Annotated in this window: 14 protein-coding genes; 6 read left to right on the forward strand and 8 right to left on the reverse strand. The window is 37.1% G+C overall.

Features of this window, described 5'->3' with window-relative positions; translation table 11 throughout:
- Nucleotides 1-104: 104 nt before the first annotated feature.
- The 5 genes from BUC16_RS15135 to BUC16_RS15155 form a co-directional block, all read right to left on the reverse strand.
- On the reverse strand, nt 105-2,690 hold the full coding sequence (locus tag BUC16_RS15135; protein ID WP_170860884.1) for a T9SS type A sorting domain-containing protein: 2,586 nt from the start codon (nt 2,688-2,690) through the stop codon (nt 105-107).
- 1,109 nt (nt 2,691-3,799) lie between these two features.
- The gene (locus tag BUC16_RS15140) at nt 3,800-4,162 is read right to left on the reverse strand and encodes an iron chaperone (RefSeq protein ID WP_073371656.1); all 363 of its coding nucleotides are present in this window, start codon (nt 4,160-4,162) and stop codon (nt 3,800-3,802) included.
- A 12-nt stretch (nt 4,163-4,174) separates the two neighbouring features.
- A complete protein-coding gene (locus tag BUC16_RS15145) occupies nt 4,175-5,014 on the reverse strand; it encodes a VOC family protein (RefSeq protein WP_073371657.1) in 840 nt (279 codons plus the stop codon).
- A gap of 16 nt (nt 5,015-5,030) precedes the next feature.
- Nucleotides 5,031-5,471, reverse strand: a complete 441-nt coding sequence (locus BUC16_RS15150; protein ID WP_073371658.1) for a VOC family protein — start codon at nt 5,469-5,471, stop codon at nt 5,031-5,033.
- 20 nt (nt 5,472-5,491) lie between these two features.
- A complete protein-coding gene (locus BUC16_RS15155) occupies nt 5,492-5,908 on the reverse strand; it encodes an SRPBCC family protein (protein ID WP_073371659.1) in 417 nt (138 codons plus the stop codon).
- Between the two features lie 599 nt (nt 5,909-6,507).
- Between BUC16_RS15155 and BUC16_RS15165 the strand changes: the two genes are divergently transcribed.
- Together BUC16_RS15165 and BUC16_RS15170 are read left to right on the forward strand one after the other, a co-directional pair.
- Nucleotides 6,508-8,976, forward strand: a complete 2,469-nt coding sequence (locus BUC16_RS15165; protein ID WP_073371661.1) for a glycoside hydrolase family 95 protein — start codon at nt 6,508-6,510, stop codon at nt 8,974-8,976.
- Nucleotides 8,977-9,063: 87 nt separating this feature from the next.
- Complete coding sequence (locus tag BUC16_RS15170) at nt 9,064-11,679, forward strand: glycoside hydrolase family 3 C-terminal domain-containing protein (protein ID WP_073371662.1); 2,616 nt, start codon at nt 9,064-9,066, stop codon at nt 11,677-11,679.
- Between the two features lie 83 nt (nt 11,680-11,762).
- On the opposite strand, the gene BUC16_RS15175 is transcribed toward BUC16_RS15170, so the two are convergent.
- The 3 genes from BUC16_RS15175 to trmD all read right to left on the reverse strand — a co-directional run bounded on the left by BUC16_RS15175 (nt 11,763) and on the right by trmD (nt 15,561).
- Nucleotides 11,763-13,985: an NADP-dependent isocitrate dehydrogenase gene (locus tag BUC16_RS15175; protein WP_073371663.1), complete on the reverse strand. Its 2,223-nt coding sequence runs from the start codon at nt 13,983-13,985 to the stop codon at nt 11,763-11,765.
- Nucleotides 13,986-14,274: 289 nt separating this feature from the next.
- Nucleotides 14,275-14,625, reverse strand: a complete 351-nt coding sequence (rplS, locus tag BUC16_RS15180) for a 50S ribosomal protein L19 (RefSeq protein WP_073371664.1) — start codon at nt 14,623-14,625, stop codon at nt 14,275-14,277.
- A gap of 258 nt (nt 14,626-14,883) precedes the next feature.
- Complete coding sequence (trmD, locus tag BUC16_RS15185; protein ID WP_073371665.1) at nt 14,884-15,561, reverse strand: tRNA (guanosine(37)-N1)-methyltransferase TrmD; 678 nt, start codon at nt 15,559-15,561, stop codon at nt 14,884-14,886.
- Between the two features lie 198 nt (nt 15,562-15,759).
- Between trmD and BUC16_RS15190 the strand changes: the two genes are divergently transcribed.
- From BUC16_RS15190 to BUC16_RS15210, 4 genes are all read left to right on the forward strand, one after another.
- The gene (locus tag BUC16_RS15190) at nt 15,760-17,889 is read left to right on the forward strand and encodes a M3 family metallopeptidase (RefSeq protein ID WP_073371666.1); all 2,130 of its coding nucleotides are present in this window, start codon (nt 15,760-15,762) and stop codon (nt 17,887-17,889) included.
- Between the two features lie 363 nt (nt 17,890-18,252).
- On the forward strand, nt 18,253-20,385 hold the full coding sequence (locus BUC16_RS15200; protein ID WP_073371668.1) for a M3 family metallopeptidase: 2,133 nt from the start codon (nt 18,253-18,255) through the stop codon (nt 20,383-20,385).
- Nucleotides 20,386-20,737: 352 nt separating this feature from the next.
- Nucleotides 20,738-21,829 carry a hypothetical protein gene (locus tag BUC16_RS15205; RefSeq protein ID WP_073371669.1) on the forward strand — a complete coding sequence of 364 codons (1,092 nt, stop codon included), beginning with the start codon at nt 20,738-20,740 and terminating at the stop codon, nt 21,827-21,829.
- A gap of 219 nt (nt 21,830-22,048) precedes the next feature.
- A complete protein-coding gene (locus BUC16_RS15210) occupies nt 22,049-22,603 on the forward strand; it encodes an REP-associated tyrosine transposase (protein WP_073371670.1) in 555 nt (184 codons plus the stop codon).
- Nucleotides 22,604-22,695: the final 92 nt, after the last annotated feature.

Raw genomic sequence — 22,695 nt, forward strand, 5'->3', positions numbered from 1 at the left:
AAGAGCCGGTATGTTTTTTTTTGAAGATAATTAAAATGGATACGATTTTAAACAAAATAAGCATCCGCCACAAGCGGATGCTTTCTATTAAAATGAGTTTAAGTTTATTTTGAAGAAATTATTTTTTTTACGCTGCTTCCTCGATTGGTACTCACTTTGACCATATACAGTTGTTCTTTTCCTTTATTCAATTTAAGATCTAGTGCAATTTCTTTGTTCAAATAACTATTGGTATCCGTTTTGGAAAGAATTGAAATGCCTTGTGCATTAAACACCTCGATTTTTACGTCAGACACATAATCAAATTTGTATTTGATTGTAAGCTGGTCTTTGAACGGAACTGGATAGGCATCAAAACCTGCAGTTTCAGTTTTGCTGGCTGTAGTTGTTTCTACGGGAGCGATTGCAGAAGTTGTTTTTTTAGTATCTGGATTGACGGTTTTACCATTTGCTGGTGGTATCGGCGGACAAGGCGACACTGAACAATCGGATGCATTGCAAGATGATGCATCTGAAACACAGCCGATATTTTTATCTCTAACTCTTATTCCAGTTACATCCCCCGGCTTTAAATTGTCGAAATGTATAGATGACTGCCAACTTCCGCTTTCCCCGTCTTTAATGCTGTACTCATAATCTACACCACAAGGACTATTTATGGTAACACTTCCATCTTCAGCATTTGCATTACATAAAGTAGAAGGTTGGACTATGCAAAAGGTTGGGGCAGCTGGCGTTATTGGTTGTGCTCCCATAGTACCTGAAGTGACCAATGAAATACAACCGGAACTCAGTTTCTTAACCGTAATGTTGTAAGCTGCATTGGCTGCTACCGTGAAAGAAGTAGTTGCCTGATAAGCAGCTCCGTTACTGTATTGATAATCCGCTCCCAACGGACTGGTTACTGTTACCGTGCCATTAGCATTGGCACAGGTTGGCTGAACGACAGTTAAATCAGGGGCAGCTGGCGTTATTGGCTGTGCGCCCATAGTACCCGAAGTGACCAATGAAATACAACCGGAACTCAGTTTCTTAACCGTGATGTTGTAAGCCGCATTGGCTGCTACCGTGAAAGAAGTAGTTGCCTGATAAGCACCTCCGTTACTGTATTGATAATCCGCTCCCAATGGACTGGTTACCGTTACCGTGCCATTAGCATTGGCACAGGTAGGCTGAACGACAGTTAAATCAGGGGCAGCTGGCGTTATTGGCTGTGCGCCCATAGTACCCGAAGTGACCAATGAAATACAACCGGAACTCAGTTTCTTAACCGTAATGTTGTAAGCCGCATTGGCTGCTACCGTGAAAGAAGTAGTTGCCTGATAAGCACCTCCGTTACTGTATAGATAATCCGCTCCCAAAGGACTGGTTACCGTTACCGTGCCATTAGCATTGGCACAGGTAGGCTGAACGACAGTTAAATCAGGGGCAGCTGGCGTGATTGGCTGTGAACCCATAGCCCCTGTTTTAGCTGTTGAAATACAACCGGAACTCAGTTTCTTAACCGTGATGCTGTAAGATGCTCCCGCTACAACCGTGAATACGGGACTAGCTTGGAAAGCTCCACCATTACTGTATTCATAATCAGCGCCTGTAGGACTTGTTATGGTTACGGTACCATTGGCATTGGCACAGGTTGGCTGAACGACAGTTAAATCAGGGGTTGCTGGTTTCTCGTTCACTGTAACCGTTACAGATTTAATATCGGTACAGGCAGGATTAGTATTTGTAGTTGCTTTAATATAGTAAGTACCACTTGCCGTAATTGCGTCTGGGCTTGACAAAGATGAAGTGGCGCCAACGTTTGTCCAATAGCTAAGTGCAGTCCCCGCAGGCAATGTGCTCCCCAAAGTTACAGCTTCAGTAGTCAGATTAACTGTTGATGGCGAACAAACCGCAACGGGATCTGTAATCGTTAAATCGGGAGTTTGATTTACAGTCAATGTTATTTTAATTTTGGTCTCGGGATTAGGAGGAATAGTGCTTCTAACTTTTGCCCATACATCCCTGGTTCCGGTTGTAAATGAAGAGGAACTTGAAACAGGATTCGCCAAAGCTTCATCTAAAAACCATTCAACTGTGACATTGGTCTGTGCACCTTTTACATCACCTTCCAAATCGGGAAGATTAAACGTAGCGGCAGGAATTCCCTGTAAAATTGTTGTTGAACATTTTGTGGCTGCTGTTGGATTAGCAGTTGGAGTTTGAACGGTAATGTATTCTCCGGGAGGCAAAGAAAAACATTTAGAAGAAGTCGCCGGACATTGAAAACTGGTTCCAGTGCAAAAATTAGTATTTCCCGTACCCCATCCAATAAAGACATCCGTTAAAACAATTCGTGTCCCACAGGCCCAACCAAATGACTGGGAAAACACTACTTTATTGGTAGGCTGGTTTAGTGCAATTCCAAAACATTCTTTCACTGTTTTTAATGGAGTTGTACCAACAATTCCTCCAATAAAACTTTTTATATTGGCATAAACAGTTACACCGACCCGTGGTGTTTTGGTGGTTAAATCCAAGGCGAGCTTAACACTAGTTGTATTTGTACAGATAAAATTAGGAGGCAATTCTACTCCATTCATATCTACCAAATAGGCTCTTTGAATTTGTACATCGTTGGAGGTACATCCTATTTTACAATCGGATGGCTGTGAAGGTGGTGTTTGAGCCAATATTGTAGTACTCATAAATAATCCAGAAAAACATAGAATAATAATCGTTGAATAATGAAATAAACTATTTTTTATTTTAACTGATTTTTCTCGGAAATGGACAGAAGTCGTATCCTCTAATTTTAAAAAAACTAATCTAGAAACAATGTTTTTCAGCAATAAGCAACATTTAATTTTGCTTGATAAAACTTCGAAAAACGGCAGAAGTGAATTTTTTTCCATGATAATATAGTTTTAACACCATAAATTGTTAAAAAGCAGGAAACGAGCAGACTGGAGACTTTTAGAAAAACAATACACCTTCATAAATTAATTTATGAAGAACTCCATCATCAAAAGATATTTTTTTGGGGAGAAAGAATCTTTATATTAACCGAAAAGGCTTTAAAAAAACAAAATCAATTTTTCAATTAATAAAATGAATACATAGCGGATAAACAGTAGCTTTCAGTTTGAGCCATAAAAATCTACTGTTGCATAGCCTTCATAAATAAACTTATGAGGAATACAATCATCAAAGACATTCTATTGTGGGGAACAATAACTAAATTCTTTTTTAACCGATAAACTGTTTATTGAACAGCTTGAGGAATTAATTCTAAAATACTGCTAATTAAAAAGTCAAAAAAAGTAAAAGTTAAAGGATCTAAAAAAAATAAGCAATAAACAATACCACCTTCATAAATAAATCTATGAAGAGCACAATCATCAAAAGGATATTCTATTGTGGGGAGCAATAACCAAATTCTTTTTACCAGTAAATTTTTTACGTAACAAATTTAAATTCAATTATTTAGGGTATTAAAAATAATCAATAAGTTTGGAAATTAACTAAAGATTGGGATAAATCGGTTAATAAGCAATTATATCCGATGAACGACTTTTTTATTTAAGAAATTACTTCCAATGTAGGTTTTATTGTATTGACAATCAGTTAATTGATTTTTATATATGCTTGGTTTTTAACAAACTATATTTCGTGAATAGCGAAGAGATCGTCTTTTTTTCTTTGTACTATTTTATTAACTCGGGACATAAGCTCTATAGTCAGGAGCGAAATATAAATAATGATTATTTCCAAGGTGTCGTAATGTCCCAGTGGACTCAATTTGTCTTTTTCAAATTTAAGTTGATTTTTTTTTCAAATTTTCCTTGACCCTAAACGCTACAATTTTTGTTATTAAATCCAAAGGCAAAGGTTGGTTTAATGGAAATTGCACGGAACCTTTTCCTTGTTTGTAAACCGATAATTCCTCCTTGAATTCAGAATGTCCAGTAGGTGTGGCATAAAAACCGATATGCTTTTTATAAGCCGCAAAATAGACCAGCATTCCGTGGTATTTGAAAGCCGGCATATTATAACTGATGACTTCTTCGGCTTCGGGAGCTGCTTTTTTTATGGCGTGCCGCATTTGTTCCAAAAGAATCTGGACTTCGGGAGTTTGAACGGAAATATAATCGTCGATGTTTTTAAAAGAACGCTCCATGGGAATCACTTTTTAAGCACGCAGCAAGGTTTCAATATCAAATTTTTTCATTTTCATGAATGCCTCAACCACTCTGGGAGCTTTCTCAGGGTTGGACATAAGTTCACTTAAAATAGTTGGGACAATTTGCCAGGAAACTCCAAATTTATCCTTGAGCCAACCGCATTGGCTTTCTTCTCCACCTTCTGTTAATTTTTTCCAATAATTGTCAATCTCTTCTTGGGTGTCACATTCAACCACGAGTGAAACACCTTCATTGAATTGAAATTCGTTCACGCCAAAACCATCCATTGCACCAAATAATTCGTTTTGCAAATTGAAATCACCAAATTTCAAATTTCCTGCTGGTTGGGCATCTCCTTCTTCATAAATTTCTAAACGATGCATTTTTGAATTTGGAAAAATAGTGGTATAAAGCCTAATGGCTTCTTGTGCTCTGCCGTATTGATTTCCAACAAATAGAAAACAAGGCAATATTTTTGGTCTGCCCGCAGGCCATTCTCCCAACATTAATTGCCAAGTCATTCCAAATTTATCAACTACCCAGGCATATTTCTTGCTCCAGGCATATTCGTCCAAAGGCATCATCGCACTTCCGCCTTCGATTAGTTTGGCGTAAAGTCGTTCAATCTCATTGTCTGTTTCGCAAGTGACAAAAAGCGAAATGGATGGATTTATTTTAAACATTGGTCCGCCGTTCAAGCCCATTATCAATTTGCCTTCAATTTCAAAACTTACCACCAATGGAGTGTCATTTACGATTTTGGAATTATTGAAAATGGAACAATAAAAATCGGCTGCTGCTTTGGCATTGCCATCAAACCACAAGCAAGGATAAATTGCATTTTTCATCTTGTTTTTTTTTACGTTACGCTTTTTCCACGCAATTGAACATCCATTGTACACCAAATTTATCGCTGCAACTTCCGTAATACGCACCCCAAAACATGTCTTGCAATTCCATGGTTACAATTCCGCCAGCGGACAATGCATCAAACAGTTTTTTGGTTTCACTTTTGGTATCGGGTTCCAGATTGATATAGGAATTATTTCCAAAATTCACCTTGAAGCCCATTGATTCCGGCGCATCGGTTCCCATTAAAACGTATCCGCCCAGAATTTCCAATTCGATGTGCATCACCAAGTTTTTATCCGCTTCTGCCATTGGAGGCATACCTTCTTGTGGTGGAATATCGCCAAAACGGGCAATTCCATCGTTGCCAAATTCTCCGCCAAAAACGGATTTGTAAAAATTAAAAGCTTCCTCGGTATTTCTTGGAAAATTGAGGTAGGTGCTAACTCGTGCCATAATGGTTTTAGGATTTGATGTTAATTTTCAACGTAAGTTTTGAAATTATTTAAAATGGCCTGCCAACCTTGATGTTGCAGTTCCAAGGAATTTTGGTTTTCGGCTTCAAAAGTTTCAGTGATTTGCACACCATTTTCTGTTGTCGAAAATGTGACAGTTACTTTTCGGTCATCCAAAAGAGTATAACTGATTTTTTCATTGGTTATTACATTGGTATAAATCCCTTCGAAATCAAAACCAAAACTGCCATCTTTGGCTTCCATTCTGGATAGGAATTTGCCACCAATTTTTAAGTCATTATCAGCTTTGGTGGTATGCCAATCTTCAGAGGCAGTATTCCATTTTGTTATATGCTCAGGTTTTGTCCAAAATTGCCACACTTTTTCAATTGGTGCTTTTACGACTGTTGCTATGGTAATGGTTTCTTTGGTTTTCATTTAAAAAAAGAGTTTTTTAATGTTACTTGTTGATTATGAGGTATTTGTTTTTAACAATGTAAAATTTCCACTAATCAAATATATAAAAAAAGACGGCCATTTGGTCGTCTTTTAATTATAAGCAATTGTTAAAAATCGTTTTTTTTTTATGGTATTGAATGTTTCACTTGGATGCAAGAAGCTGATAACGAATCTAGGGTGAGGTAAAAGTTTTGCGATTTTAATCTTTATTGCTTTATTTTTATCATCATTTTCAGTTTTAAAATCCTGTAAAAAAACATCTAATTTAAACTTTATGCAACCCATTTTCTGTCCTGTCTTCTGTTCTATTCTGTTAAGGGGTCTGTTATGTAATTAATGATAAATCAATTAATTATGTGTGATTATATGTTAAAAAAATAGATAATATATCAAAAACAATATATTTTTACGCTGTTTTTAATTTTTGATGGGAAGCATGAATATATTGTGTTCTACAATTTTGGGAATTTTCGGTTTGTCAAATCAAGACCATGGAATTTTATGGCATAATTGGTTTTGTTAATTCTTTGCTTTTGGGGTTTAAAAAGTAAATACATAATATCATATAAAAAATAAAAATGAATAGAATTAAAATTATTGCGAGCTGTTTATTGCTGTCTACAAGTATTTTTCAGGGAATAGCACAACAAAAATTAAAACTCCAATACGATAAACCCGCCGCCAATTGGAATGAAGCTTTACCGCTTGGTAATGGTCGTTTGGGAGCAATGGTTTTTGGAAATCCTCAGAAAGAAGAGCTTCAATTAAATGAAGAAACCGTTTGGGCTGGTGAGCCAGGGAATAATGTTCCTAAAAATGTATTTTCGAATATTGAAGAAATTAGAAAATTGATTTTTGAAGGCAAAAATAAAGAAGCCCAAGATTTAGCGAACAATACATTTCCTAGACAAGCTCCCAAAGATTTGAACTATGGCATGCCTTATCAAACAGTTGGAAGTTTGTGGATTGAATTTCCTGGACATGCTAATTATTCAGATTATAAGCGAGATTTAGATATTGAAAAAGCAGTTTCGTCCGTAAGCTATAAAGTAAACGGTGTTACCTATAAAAGAGAACTGTTGACTTCTTTTTCGGATGATATTATCTTGGTGAAGTTAACTGCTGACAAGAAAAAGAGCATTAGTTTTACTTTATCTGCCACTAGTCCGCAAGTGATGAGTAATTTTAGAACCCAAGAAAACAAATTGTTTTTTGAAGGAACATCAGGAAGTGTAGATAATAAAACAGGAAAATTAAAATATGTAGGGGAAGCAGCTTGCACATTAAAAGGAGGGAGTTTAACCGTTGAAGCAGATAAGTTAACAATCAAAGGTGCTGATGAGGTTATCATTCGCATAGCTATTGCCACCAATTTTAAAAATTACAAAGATCTTTCCGCTAATCCAATCGAAAAAGCTGCTGCCGTTTTGGCTAAAGCATCTAAAAAAAATTATGCCGAATCTTTTCAAAGCCATGTGACGGCTTACCAAAAATACTTTAACAGGGTGTCATTGTATTTAGGCGATTCACCCCAGTCCAATAAAACAACCGATGTGAGAATTAAGGAATTTGCTAATTCTTATGACCCACAATTAGTGGCACTTTATTTTCAATTCGGCAGATATTTATTGATTTCGAGTTCACAGCCAGGGAATCAGCCCGCCAATCTTCAGGGAATCTGGAATCATAAATTAAATCCTGCATGGGACAGTAAATACACGGTAAATATTAATACAGAAATGAATTATTGGCCGGCAGAAATAACCAACTTGAGCGAGATGCATCAGCCTTTGTTTAGCATGCTGAAAGATTTAGCAGAAACCGGGAAAGAAAGCGCTTCAGAAATGTACCATGCTCGAGGATGGAATATGCACCATAACACTGATTTGTGGCGTATGACGGGAGTTGTTGATGGTGGGTTTTATGGTCTTTGGCCAATGGGTGGTGCGTGGCTTACCCAACATTTATGGCAGCATTATCTATATACTGGAGATTGTAAATTTTTAAAGGAATATTATCCTGTTCTAAAAGGTGCTGCTCAATTTTATCTCGATGTACTTCAGGAAGAGCCGGAACATAAATGGCTGGTTGTGGCTCCGTCGATGTCTCCTGAAAACACGTATGAGAAAAGTGTGGGTGTTTCTGCAGGAACAACAATGGATAATCAGTTGGTTTTTGATACTTTCAATAATATTGTCAATGCCTCTAAAATTTTGGAAATAGATAGACCTTTTGTTGATTCGGTATCTGTTGCGCTAAAAAGATTGCCTCCAATGCAAATAGGGCAGTATTCACAATTGCAGGAATGGCTTCATGATTGGGATAAACCCAATGATCACCACAGACATATTTCGCATTTATACGGTTTGTTTCCATCGGGGCAAATTTCACCATTTAGAACACCACAGCTTGTAGAGGCAGCCAAAAACACATTGATATCCAGAGGAGATGTTTCAACAGGATGGTCCATGGGTTGGAAAGTAAATTGGTGGGCTAGATTATTGGATGGTAACAGGGCTTTTAAATTAATAAAAGATCAATTAAGTCCGGCGCCTACAGAAATTAAAGGAGAATCAGGAGGGACTTATCCAAATCTTTTAGATGCCCATCCGCCGTTTCAAATTGATGGTAATTTTGGCTGTACTGCAGGAATAACCGAAATGTTGTTGCAAAGTTACGATGGTGCCATTTATCTTCTTCCTGCCTTGCCCGATGATTTTAAAAGTGGTAAAGTTACTGGTTTGAAAGCCAGGGGAGGTTTTGAAGTTGCCGTGGAATGGGAAAATGGAAAAGTAAAACAATTAACCATAAAATCTACTTTAGGAGGTAATTGCAGGCTGCGTCTGTCATCAGGTGTTAAATTGAATGGAGATGTTAAACTTGATGAAGCCAAAGGAGAAAATTCAAACTCTTTTTACAAAGTAGAAACGATAAAAGAACCTTTAATTGCCGAAAAGGCATCTTTAAAAGGCTTTAAATCTCCAGATACGCAATTGTATGATTTTAATACTACGGCTGGGAAAGTCTATGTTTTTAAAGCGAAATAATTTCTATTGAAAACCAGTTTCTTTAATGAATTTTAGACAAAATAATTATTCAACTAACTACAAAACAAATATTTAATAAGCAATTCCATGAAAAGAATATATCAGTTCGTGTTTGTGCTAAACTTTCTAGCATTAAACACTTTTGCACAGGAAAATTTAGCGTATAAAAACACAAATTTAACAACAGAACAACGTGTAAATGATCTTGTTTCCAGAATGACCATTGAGGAAAAGATCAGCCAATTGATGGATTCCTCGCCTGCCATCGAACGCCTTGGTGTGCCAGAATACAATTGGTGGAACGAATCCTTGCATGGTGTTGCCCGTGCCGGATATGCCACTGTTTTTCCGCAATCTATTTCAATCGCATCCTCATGGGATCGTCAATTAATTTTGGATGTTGCCAATGTTATTTCCAATGAAGCTCGTGCCAAACATCACGAATATTTGAGACGAGGACAACACGGTATGTATCAGGGATTGACTTTCTGGTCACCCAATGTCAATATTTTTCGTGATCCACGCTGGGGACGCGGACATGAAACCTATGGTGAAGATCCATATCTTACAAGTCAATTGGGACTTAATTATGTCAATGGTCTTCAAGGAACGGATGAGAAATATTTTAAAGTCATTGCTACAGCCAAACATTATGCTGTTCACTCGGGTCCAGAACCTTCACGTCACCTTTTCAATGCCGAAACCAGTGACATAGACCTTTACGAAACCTATCTTCCTGCATTTCGCACCTTGGTAAAAGAAGGGCATGTTTATTCTGTAATGGGCGCTTACAACCGTTTTAGAGGTGAATCTGCCAGTTCTAGCCCATTTCTATTCAATATTCTTCGAAATGATTGGGGATTTAAGGGCTACATTGTATCCGACTGTGGTGCTGTAACGGATATTTGGAAATACCACAAAATTACCAATGATGCTGCAACAGCTTCAGCTTTGGCCGTGAAAACAGGATTAGATTTGGAGTGTGGAAGCAGTTACAAATCATTAAAAGAAGCATTGGATCGCAAATTGCTTACGGAAGCTGATATTGATATTACTATTAAACGTTTGTTTACAGCCCGCTTTAAATTAGGGATGTTTGATCCGGAGGAAATTGTGCCTTATGCCCAAATTCCTTATTCGGTAAACAACAATTCGGCTCACGACTATCTAGCTCGTGTCGCTTCACAAAAAAGTATTGTTCTTTTGAAAAATCAGAATAATACGCTTCCATTGTCCAAAAAAATAAAAACTGTTGCCGTAATAGGACCAAATGCCAATGATGTGCAGTCATTATGGGGAAACTACAGCGGTATTCCAAGTAATCCAATTACCGTGCTAAAGGGAATTCAAAATAAATTAGAACCTTATGCCAAAGTAGTTTATGCAAAAGGCACAGATTTGGCTAAAGGTGTTCCCGAAATGAAAGTTATTCCGTCTATTTGTCTTCAAAATGAAAACGGATCACAAGGTCTGAAAGCAGAATATTTTGATAATAAGGAATGGGAAGGAAAACCGATTTTTACTCGCATAGATGATAATGTAGATTTTGATTGGGACATTAATACGCCAGACCCTCGCATGAAAATGGGCAACTATAGCGTGAAATGGACGGGTTACATTGTAGCACCAAAAACAGGACTTTACAACATTTCTGAATGGTCGAAACCTTTTATGACTATCGAAATCGAAACCGGAAAAACATCGGGTGGAAAAAACAACCATCACCCTCGCATTCGTCCACAGAAAATGGAGTTAGAAGCCGGAAAAAAGTACAAAATAGTGGTAAAATACCAAAACACCTATGGCGATGCAATTGCACAACTTTTATGGGCTGAACCACAAGAAGATGTTTTGAAACAAGCAGTTCAGGTTGCCAACGAAGCGGATACCGTGGTTTTGGTATTAGGTTTAAATGAACGTCTGGAAGGTGAAGAAATGAAAGTCGAAGCAGATGGTTTTGAAGGTGGAGATCGAACTAGCCTCAACTTGCCTTCCAATCAAGAAGAACTAATGAAAGCCATCGTTGCAACAGGAAAACCGGTCATCTTGGTTTTGATAAACGGAAGTGCGCTCTCCATAAATTGGGCCAATGATAATGTCCCCGCAATTCTAACTGCCGGATATCCCGGTCAGCAAGGTGGGAATGCTATTGCGGATGTTCTTTTTGGGGATTACAATCCTGCTGGACGATTACCAGTCACTTATTACAAATCGGTAGACCAACTTCCTGCTTTCGAAAACTATGACATGAAAGGTCGTACCTACCGTTATTTCGATAAAAAACCGCTTTATCCTTTTGGATTTGGTTTAAGCTATACAAAATTCAAATACAGTAATCTGCAAATTCCTGCCAATATCAATCCTGAAAAAGATTTTGAAGTATCGGTTGATATAACGAACATTGGTGACCGTGACGGAGACGAAGTAGCTGAGCTATACCTAAAAGATGAAAAAGCCACAACTCCACGTCCAATAGTGCAATTGGAAGGTTTTGAACGTGTTAACCTGAAAAAAGGAGAATCAAAAACGGTTCGATTTAAACTTACTCCAAGACAATTGTCTTTAATCAATAAAAAAGGACAACGTGTTGTGGAGCCTGGATGGTTTACCATTTCAGTGGGAGGAAAACAGCCTGATGGTTCTGAAGATATCCAAAAAGGGCGATTCAATATAACTGGTAAAACAGTTTTATTGGAAAAATAGTTTATAGTTGTTTTAATATACAAGAAAGCCGGTTCAAAAAAATGAACCGGCTTTCTTGTTTAATATAAATTGTAAAAATCGGTTTATGCGATTTTTGCCAATATAGTATTGAATGTTTCACTTGGACGCATCGCTTTGCTGGCCAATTCAGGATTTGGTTGGTAGTAACCGCCAATCTCTTGAGATTTTCCTTGTGCTCCAATTAATTCACTGTTGATTTTTGCTTCGTTGGCTTCAAATTCAGCAGCAATAGGAGAGAAGATTGCTTTTAATTCAGCATCTTTTGTTTGGGCAGCCAAAGCTTGAGCCCAGTAGAATGCTAAATAAAAGTGAGAACCTCTATTGTCAATTTGGCCTACTTTACGAGCAGGAGATTTATCGGTAGCCAAGAATTTATCATTGGCTTCATCTAAAGTTTCTGATAAAACAATCGCTTTTGAATTGTCTAATGTTTGTCCTAGATGTTCCAAAGAAGCTCCTAAAGCCAAGAATTCACCAAGAGAATCCCAACGTAAATAACCTTCTTGGATAAATTGCTCAACGTGTTTTGGAGCAGATCCACCAGCACCCGTTTCGAATAAACCACCACCGTTCATCAAAGGAACGATAGACAACATTTTTGCCGAAGTTCCAACTTCAAGAATAGGGAACAAATCCGTTAAATAATCACGCAATACGTTTCCTGTTACAGAAATAGTATCCAAACCTTTTATGATTCTTTCTAATGTGAATTCAGTTGCGGCAATTGGGTTTAAGATACGAATGTCTAATGCAGATGTGTCGTAATCTTTTAAGTATTTTTGAACTTTCACGATTAATTCTCTATCGTGCGCTCTGTTTTCGTCCAACCAGAATACAGCTGGAGTATGAGACAAACGTGCTCTGTTTACGGCTAATTTAACCCAGTCTTGAATCGGGGCATCTTTTGCCTGACACATTCTGAAAATATCTTTAGCTTCAACATTTTGTTCCATTAAAACATTTCCGTTAACGTCCACAACACGAACAACTCCGTCTGCTTTCATTTGGAAAGTTTTATCGTGAGATCCGTACTCTTCTGCTTTTTGTGCCATCAAACCTACGTTTGGAACACTTCCCATTGTTGTTGGGTCAAAAGCACCGTGTTTTTTACAGAAATCAATTGTAGCCGTGTAAACTCCTGCGTAAGAACGATCTGGAATAATGGCGATAGTATCTTGTAATTTTCCTGCTTTGTTCCACATTTGACCAGAAGTACGAATCATTGCTGGCATGGAAGCATCAACAATTACATCCGAAGGAACTTGCAAGTTGGTAATTCCTTTTTCAGAATTTACCATTGCCAATGCTGGTCCGTTTTCTATCGCTTGGTTGATCGCGGCTTCTACTTCAGCTTGTTCCGGTTTCCCGGCAATTTTTGCATAAACATCACCCAACCCATTTCGGGTATCGATACCTAATTCAGCAAATAAAGCAGTATATTTTTCGAAAACGTCTTTGAAATAAACTTCCACGATGGCACCAAAAATAATTGGATCAGAAACTTTCATCATCGTGGCTTTCAAGTGAACTGAAAGTAATACGTTTTGTTCTTTGGCTTCTTGGATTGTTTTGGCAACGAAAGATTTCAGCGCCTTTACGTTTAATACTGAACTGTCAATGATTTCACCAGCTTTCAAAGGGGTGCTTGCTTTCAAAACAGTGGTTGTACCGTCTTTGGCAACGAATTCTATTTTCACGTCATTCGCCTCTGCAACAGTAACTGATTGTTCACTTCCGTAAAAATCGCCACTTTCCATTGAAGCTACTTTTGTTTTTGATTCAGATGACCAAGCTCCCATGGAATGTGGGTTGGCTTTTGCATAATTTTTAACAGCTTTTGGAGCTCTACGATCAGAGTTTCCTTCACGTAAAACCGGGTTTACTGCTGATCCCAAGACTTTGGAATATTTAGCTTTAATTTCCTTGTCAGCATCAGTTTGAGCGTCTTCAGGGAAGTTTGGTACGGCATAACCGTGAGCTTGTAATTCTGCAATAGCCGCTTTTAATTGCGGTACTGAAGCAGAAACGTTTGGCAATTTTATAATGTTGGCTTCTGGTGTAGTGGCTAATTTTCCAAGTTCCAATAAAGCATCTCCAGTTTTTTGGTCATCTTTCAAAAAATCTGGGAAGTTTGACAAAATCCTGCCTGCAAGAGAAATATCCCTGGTTTCAATTTCGATATTGGAAGTTGCAGTAAATGCTTGAACAATTGGTAAAAATGAATAAGTGGCTAATAAAGGCGCCTCATCTGTAAGAGTGTAAAAAATTTTTGATTTAGTTGACATTTTTATAAAAATTGTTTGATATTTATTTTCGGGTTACAAATGTAATAAAACGTTTTCGCAAAAGAGAAAAGGTTTTAATTAAGTTTGATTTATCCTTAAAAATTATGAAATTATTATTATTTAATTTGCTAAAAGAGAATTGTTTAAAATAGGCTTCGTTTTTTATCGAAATGAAAATGCAAGCTATTAAATCAAAAGAAGATATAAATTTTTTTATAACAAAAGGATGGTTTTTATCCAAAAAAAAGTCCCGAAATTATCGGGACTTTTATGACAAGAAGTTATTTGACTATCTTCTTTTATCTCTAATCTTGGCTTTTTTACCAGTAAGTTCTCTGAAGTAGAAAATTCTAGCTCTACGAACATGACCTTTTTTGTTGATTTCAATTTTTTGCAAAGCTGGCAAGTTAACTGGGAAGATACGCTCTACACCAACTGAACCTGACATTTTACGAATAGTGAAAGTTTCCGTGTTTCCAGAACCTCTTCTTTGAATAACAACACCTTTAAAAAACTGTGTTCTTGTTTTTTCACCCTCTTTAATTTCGTAGAAAACCGTGATTGTGTCTCCAGCTCCGAATACAGGGAAATCTTTTCTTGTTACGAATTCGTCTTGAACGAATTTCAATAAATCTGCCATTTTATTTTTTATTTTATGGTTTTAAAAAGAGCAACATTCACGGATTTCGCCAGAGGTTGGTCTAATGAGGGTGCAAAATTACATCTTTTTTGGTAATTTACAAACTTTATTTTTAAGTATTCAGAGTTCAGATTCCAGTGTTCAGATTTCAGAAGGCAGATTTCAGATTTCAGAAATTTAGATTTCAGATATCAAACTTTCCTGTCTATTCCAACACTGCAAACTGCCACCTGAAATCTACCACCTGCAATCTGCAAACTATTCCCCCAGTAAATCTGGTCGTCTATTCTTGGTATGTTCATACGCCATGTCTTCCCGCCATTTATCTATTTTGGCAAAATTTCCACTGGTTAAAACTTCAGGAACTTTCCAACCTTTGTAATCTGCAGGACGTGTATATATGGGGCCAGACAATAAATTGTCCTGAAAACTATCCGTCAATGCCGAAGTTTCGTCGCTCAAAACTCCTGGAATCAATCGGATTAATGCGTCGCACAACACCAAAGCACCCAATTCTCCGCCAGACAAAACATAATCGCCAATAGAGATTTCTTTGGTGATAAAATGGTCACGTACCCGTTGATCCACACCTTTATAATGACCGCAAAGAATAATGATGTTTTGACACATCGACATCGTGTTGGCCATTTTTTGGTTCAACGTTTCCCCGTCAGGCGACATGTAAATGACTTCGTCGTAAGTTCTTTCGCTTTTCAAATGCGAAATGCAATCGTCAATAGGCTGAATATTCATTACCATACCGGCACCACCACCATACGGATAATCATCCACACTTTTTTGTTTGTTGGTCGTATAGTCTCTTAGATTATGAAAATGAACTTCCACAATCCCTTTGTCGATGGCACGTTTCATCATCGAAGCCTCAAACGGACTTCGCAATAATTCAGGTAAAACGGTAATAATATCTATGCGCATTTTTTTATTTTCTAGGTTGCAAATGTACAAAGTTATTTGGGCAATAGCCAATGATAGAATTCAACCAGGATTATTTTTGGCTATTGGTTTGTTATATTAAAGTGGTTTGGTAAAAAAGATTGTTATAAATTTTGTGGTGACATCGTTTTTGGCTTCCTTTATTATTACTACTTTTATGGGCTAAAAAACAAATTCATTATGCAAATTTTCTCAAAAATAGCCGTGGCAAGTTCCGTTTTTTTGTTTACCGCATTACAAACACAAACACTCAACGCCCAAGACAATTCCATAAAAATGACAAATCCACTGTTGCAAAAAAGCAAGCTGCAATACCAGGCACCGCCTTTTAATTTAATAAAAGACGAGCATTTCAAACCGGCATTCGAATATGGTTTGAAAATCCACGACCAAGAAATCGACAAAATTGCCAACAATCCTGCCAAGCCAACTTTTGAAAACACGGTATTGGCATTGGAATTAAGCGGAGTTGATTTGGGCAGGGCCACGGGAATTTTTTACAACTTGACCGGGTCGAACACCAATCCAACCTTGCAGGCCATTGAAGCGGAATATGCTCCAAAATTTTCAGCCCACAGTGATAAAATGTATTTAAATAGCAGGCTTTATAATAGAATCAAGGCATTGGACTTGAAATCTTTGAAAGGGGAAAATAAAAGGTTGACCGAATATTATTTGCAACAATTTGAATTGGCTGGTGCCAATTTGTCTCCTGCGGATAAAGAAAAAATGAAAAAGATCAATGAAGAGTTGGCGAGTTTAAGCACTTCATTTAACAGTAAATTGTTGATTGCCCGAAAAAATGGAGCTGTTGTATTTGACAACGTTAGCGATTTGGATGGTTTAAGCGCCAATGATATTGCAGCTGCAAAAACCAAAGCCACCGAAGCCGGACAAGACGGGAAATACTTGATTTCTTTATTGAACACGACACAACAACCTTTGTTTCCTTATCTTAAAAACAGGGCAACCAGAGAAAAAATATACAAGTCCTCTTGGTATCGTTCCGAGAAAGGCGACGATGGCGATACCAGAGAAATATTGGAAAAAACCGCCAAATTACGTTTGCAGAAAGCCAAATTGATGGCCAAGAAAAGTTTTGCCGAATGGAAACTTCAAAACCAAATGGCAAAAACTCCTGCACCGGCAATGGATTTATTGGCAAAAATTGCTGCACCGGCCGTGGCAAGAGCCAAAGTGGAAGCCAAAGAAATTCAAGACCTGATTGATTCCCAATATGGAGGTTTCAAGTTGGAGCCTTGGGATTGGGATTTTTATTCCGAGCAAGTTCGCAAAAAGAAATACGATTTGGACGAAAGCGAAATAAAACCTTATTTCGAATTGACCACTGTTTTGGAAAAAGGAGTGTTTTTTGCCGCCAAACAAATGTATGGCATCACGTTCAAGGAACGACAAGATTTGCCGGTCTATCATCCAGACGTGAAAGTGTATGAAGTATTCGACCAAGACGGAAAATCAATAGCCATCTATTATCTGGATTTTTACACCAGAAACAACAAAAAAGGAGGAGCCTGGAAAAGCAATTTTGTGAGCCAATCCCATTATTTAAAACAAAATCCGGTTATTGTCAACGTGTATAATTTTTCGAAACCGGCAGATGGAAATCCATCATTGATCAGTTCTGATGATGTGAAAACAATGTTTCACGAATTTGGACACACCTTGCACGGTTTGTTTGCCAACCAACAATATACCACACTTTCCGGCACGGCGGTACCAAGAGATTTTGTGGAGTTCCCGTCCCAAATCAATGAACACGCAAGATTTGATCCGGTAGTTTTACAGAATTATGCCGTTCATTACCAAACCAAACAGCCTATTCCGCAAGAGTTGATCGATAAAATTAAAAAGTCCGAGAATTTCAATAAAGGATATGAAGTGACGGAACTTTTGGCGGCTTCAGTTGTGGACATGGCTTGGCATACCGTGGAAAATGAATCGGAATTTAAACCAACGTTGGAATTTGAGAAAGAAGCCTTGAAAAAATACGGTTTGTTGGTGGACCAAGTTCCACCAAGATACCACACACCTTATTTTGCCCACGTTTGGGGAGGTGGATATTCGGCAGGATATTATGCTTACACTTGGTCCAAAACCTTGGATTACAATGTTTATGATTGGATGATGGCAAACGGAGGAATGACCAGAGCCAATTGCGACCGATTCCGGAAATACATTCTATCCGTTGGGAACAGCGTTGATTTGAACAAAGCTTTCAAGGAATTTATTGGCCACGACATGCAAATAGAACCGTATTTGAAAAACGCGGGACTGACAGGAAAAGAATAATTTCTTCATAATTTATAAAAATGGCATCTCTAAAGGATGTCATTTTTTTTATGCCATTTCTGATTTTTTGATAATCCATTTTTAACAAGAAGGCGGGGCAATCACTTTAAAAAAAAGAAAAGTAGCCACGAATTTCACGAATGAACACGAAGAGTAAATTGTAAAATTCCACAAATTCATATTACTGGTAAAATTCGTGATAATTCAATTTTAATAATCAATACAATTTGTGCAAATTTGTGGAATTTGTGGCTAAAAAAAAACGAATGCCCTGGCAAGAAAGATATCCTGATTTTATTCTCGTCATAGTTTAGGGTTTTTCTTTTTTCACTACTTTTATGGACTAAAAAAAACAATTTCATTATGCAAATTTTCTCAAAAATTATTGTGGCAAGTTCTGTTTTTTTGTTTGCATCCCTGCAAACCCAAACAGTTTCCGCACAAAACAATTCCGTAAAAATGACAAATCCACTGTTGCAAAAAAGCAAGCTGCAATACCAAGCGCCTCTTTTTGATTTAATAAAAGACGAGCATTATAAACCGGCATTTGATTACGGTTTGAAAATCCACGATCAAGAAATCGATAAAATAGCGAACAATCCGGCCAAACCTACTTTCCAAAACACCGTATTGGCATTGGAATTAAGCGGAGTCGATTTGAACAGGGCTGCAAGAATATTTGGCAATTTGGCAATATCAAACACCAATCCAACCTTGCAGGCCATTGAAGCGGAATATGCTCCAATATTTTCTGCCCACAGTGATAAAATGTTGTTGAACAGCAAATTGTATAAACGCATCAAGGCATTGGACTTGAAAACTTTGAAAGGTGAAGACAAACGATTGACGGAATATTATTTGCAGCAATTTGAATTGGCCGGTGCCAATTTGTCTCCTGCGGATAAAGAAAAAATGAAAAAAATCAATGGAGAGTTGGCCAGTTTAGGCACGCAGTTTAACAGCAAATTGCTGACTGCCCGAAAAAATGGCGCCGTTATATTTGACGATGTAAAAGACTTGGATGGTTTGAGTTCCGATGAAATTGCAGCGGCAAAGACCAAAGCCACCGAAGCCGGACAAGACGGTAAATACTTGATTCCTTTATTGAACACGACACAGCAACCTTTGTTGGCAAGCCTTAAAAACAGGGCAACAAGAGAAAGATTATTCAAGGCAGCTTGGTATCGTGCAGAGAAAGGCGATGATGGAGATACGCGAGCAACATTGGAAAAAACCGCCAAATTACGTTTGCAGAAAGCCAAATTGATGGGCAAGAAAAGTTTTGCCGAATGGAAATTGCAGGACCAAATGGCAAAAACACCGGCTCCGGCAATGGATTTGTTGGCAAAAATAGCAGCTCCTGCCGTGGCACAAGCCAAGGTTGAAGCCAAAGAAATTCAAGACTTGATTGATGCCCAAAAAGGAGGCTTCAAGTTGGAACCTTGGGATTGGGATTTTTATTCCGAACAAGTGCGTAAAGCTAAATATGATTTGGACCAAAGCCAAATCAAACCGTATTTCGAATTGACCACAGTCTTGGAAAAAGGGGTGTTTTTTGCCGCCAAACAAATGTACGGCATCACGTTCAAGGAGCGAAATGATTTGCCAGTCTATCATCCAGACGTGAAAGTGTATGAAGTGTTCGACCAAGACGGAAAATCAATAAGCATTTATTATTTGGATTTTTATACCAGGGACAACAAAAAAGGAGGAGCCTGGATGGATAATTTTGTGAACCAGACCCATTATTTGAAGCAAAAACCGGTTATTGTCAACGTGTATAATTTCTCGAAACCGGCAGATGGAAAACCATCATTGATTAGTTCAGATGACGTGAAAACCATGTTTCACGAATTCGGACACACCTTGCACGGTTTGTTTGCCAACCAGCAATACGTTTCTATTTCCGGTACTTCCGTGCCAAGAGATTTCGTGGAGTTTCCGTCCCAAATCAATGAGCACGCGGCATTGGATCCAACGGTTTTAAAAAGTTATGCTGTTCATTACCAAACCAAACAACCCATTCCGCAAGAGTTGGTTGACAAGATCAAAAAAGCGGAAACCTTCAATAAAGGCTACGAAGTAACCGAGATTTTGGCTGCTTCGACGGTGGACATGGCTTGGCATACCGTAGAAAATGAAGCCGATTTTAAACCAACGTTGGAATTCGAAAAAGCGGCTTTGCAAAAATACGGTTTGTTGGTTAGCGAAGTGCCGCCAAGATACCATTCGCCTTATTTTCAACACATCTGGGGTGGCGACGGCTACTCGGCGGGATATTATGCCTACACTTGGTCCAAAACCTTGGATTACAATGTTTACGACTGGATGATGGCCAACGGTGGAATGACGAAAGCCAATTGCGACCGATTCCGTAAATACATTCTATCCGTTGGGAACAGCGTCGATTTGAACAAAGCCTTCAAGGAATTTATAGGTCACGACATGCAAATTGAGCCTTATTTGAAAAACACGGGACTCACGGGAAAACAATAACTCCTGAATACTATTTATAAAATGGCATCTCTCAAGGATGTCATTTTTTTTTTTTTTTGGAGCCAGTCCAGCTTTTCGCTATATCTTTCCTTGCTTAAAGAAAGCAAGGAAAGGATGCCGCTTCAATCTGGGCTAGGGGATTGAACCAGAACGAAATAATAACTTACAAATTTTAATTTTTGTAATATAAATTTTATATATTTGAAAATAAATAAAGTCTGTTGTTTGTCAGACAGATCTACCCAAAACAGGTGTGATAAGTCTGATAACGTCAGTAGTATATGCAAGTTAGCAGTAATTGTCGCATTGAATCAAGATAATAACAATAAGCATTTCCCTAAAAAAACTAAAAATGACAGTAAGAAAAATTATAGAATTAATTGAACTTATAAAAAGTAAAATTGGTAATGAAAATTATATCACTAACCTTCAAGATTATCAAAGTACAATTCAAAACAACCAAAGCAATATTGTTCTTTTAAAAGAAATACTCGACAAAAGTATTTTTGACATTGAGGATTTAATGGAAGAGAACATTCCGGAACTTTTACAAAAGGTATTAGTTGGAAAAGTAATTCCATTTGAATTTGAAAAATATCAACAAAAACTAATTGAACTCAAGAATAAAAACCATTCTGATTATTCAACTTTATATAATGAATTGACCACCCTTTTCGCTCAAATGATTGAAAAAATAAATCAAAACATTACAGAAATTGAAAACATAAGAAAAATCGTTAATCCATTTCAAACTAAAGATTTTGATGATTTACAAGAAGATAATAATGCGATTTTTGCAATTATCTTCAATAATGAAAGTTCATTTAATAATCTAAAATCTTTGTCATTTGAACTTAAAAATTGGGATAGAGGACTTTTTCTTTATCAACAAATAATATCTGATGAAACTCCAAAAGCATTTGAGATAATTGAAGTTGAACAAGGTTCTGTTGAAGTAGTAATAAATTTAATATTTGATGTTGCTGAAAAACTAGTTGATTTATTTAAAACAGGGTTAGAAACATATGGAGCTTACCTTGCCTATAAAACTTTAATTCACGAAAAACTTTTTGATACTTTTAAAGGAAACAAAGAATTGATTTTACTCGAAGAAAAAAGAGAAAAATTACTTTTGGAAAATGTAAAAAAAGCAGTAAAAGACGAAATAAAAAAACAAGTTAAAAAAGGTAAAAAACAAGAAGCACTAGATAAAAAAATTGACGAAGTTACAAGACTTATAACCGACCATATTATCAAAGGTAATGGCGTTAAACTTTTATCTTCACCTGCAGACAAAGAAGAAATAGTTGAGAAAGAAAAAGAAAAAGAAAAATTATTTGCAAAAAGCAAGATAGATTACAAAAAACTTGATGCGATAACAAAACAGTTATTACTTGAAGAATTTACAACCTTACCTCCAGAAGAAAATTACGAAAAGGAATAACTACTGCCAACACACACTACAAGCAATTTGGGCAATTGGCTTAATGGGAAGTTGGTTTTGTATTTGGGATGATTTGGCAAATTCCGACCGCGCAGATATATCTTCTCGACGTTAGCGCAGAATTGCATTCTGTGCCTACAAACGAGAGCAAACAAAGCAAGTCAAAAAAGCTATATCAATAAACGGTATAGCTTTTTTTAATATCTTTAAAATAAAAATATGTCGACAAAATATAAAGCCACGACTACAGAAGATTGTTATTTTGTTACAATAACTACTGTAGGTTGGATTGATGTTTTTACAAGATTAAATCAAAAACAAAACATCATCAATGCTTTACAATATTGCCAAGAAAACAAAGGTTTGGCAATATATGCTTATTGTATTATGTCGAGTCACATACATCTACTTTGTAGAGCAACGAATGATTTTATTCTAAGCAATATTATGCGTGATTTTAAAAAATTCACTTCAAAAAAAATCATTCAAATTATTAATGATGAGCCAGAGAGCCGACGAGAATGGATGTTAGACTATTTTAAAAAAGCAAGTGAGCATTTTCAAAAGGAACAACAATATAAGGTGTGGCAAAATGGGTATCATGCAGAACACATTTTTAGCAATAAGTTTATAAAGCAAAAAGTAGATTATATTCATTTAAACCCTGTGAAAGAGAAAATAGTAACATTGCCTGAAGATTATTATTTTAGTTCTGCCAGAAATTATGCGTCTTTAGAGAATGAGTTGGAGGTAATTTTGTTGGATTTGTTTTGACAATTGGAATAGGCACAGAATGCAATTCTGCGCTAACTGTATACTATTTATATCTACGTGGACGAGGTACGAAGTCCGGAGACTTTGCACAG

Origin of the sequence: Flavobacterium fluvii, assembly GCF_900129545.1 — a bacterium.
GTDB classification, from domain to species: Bacteria; Bacteroidota; Bacteroidia; order Flavobacteriales; family Flavobacteriaceae; genus Flavobacterium; species Flavobacterium fluvii.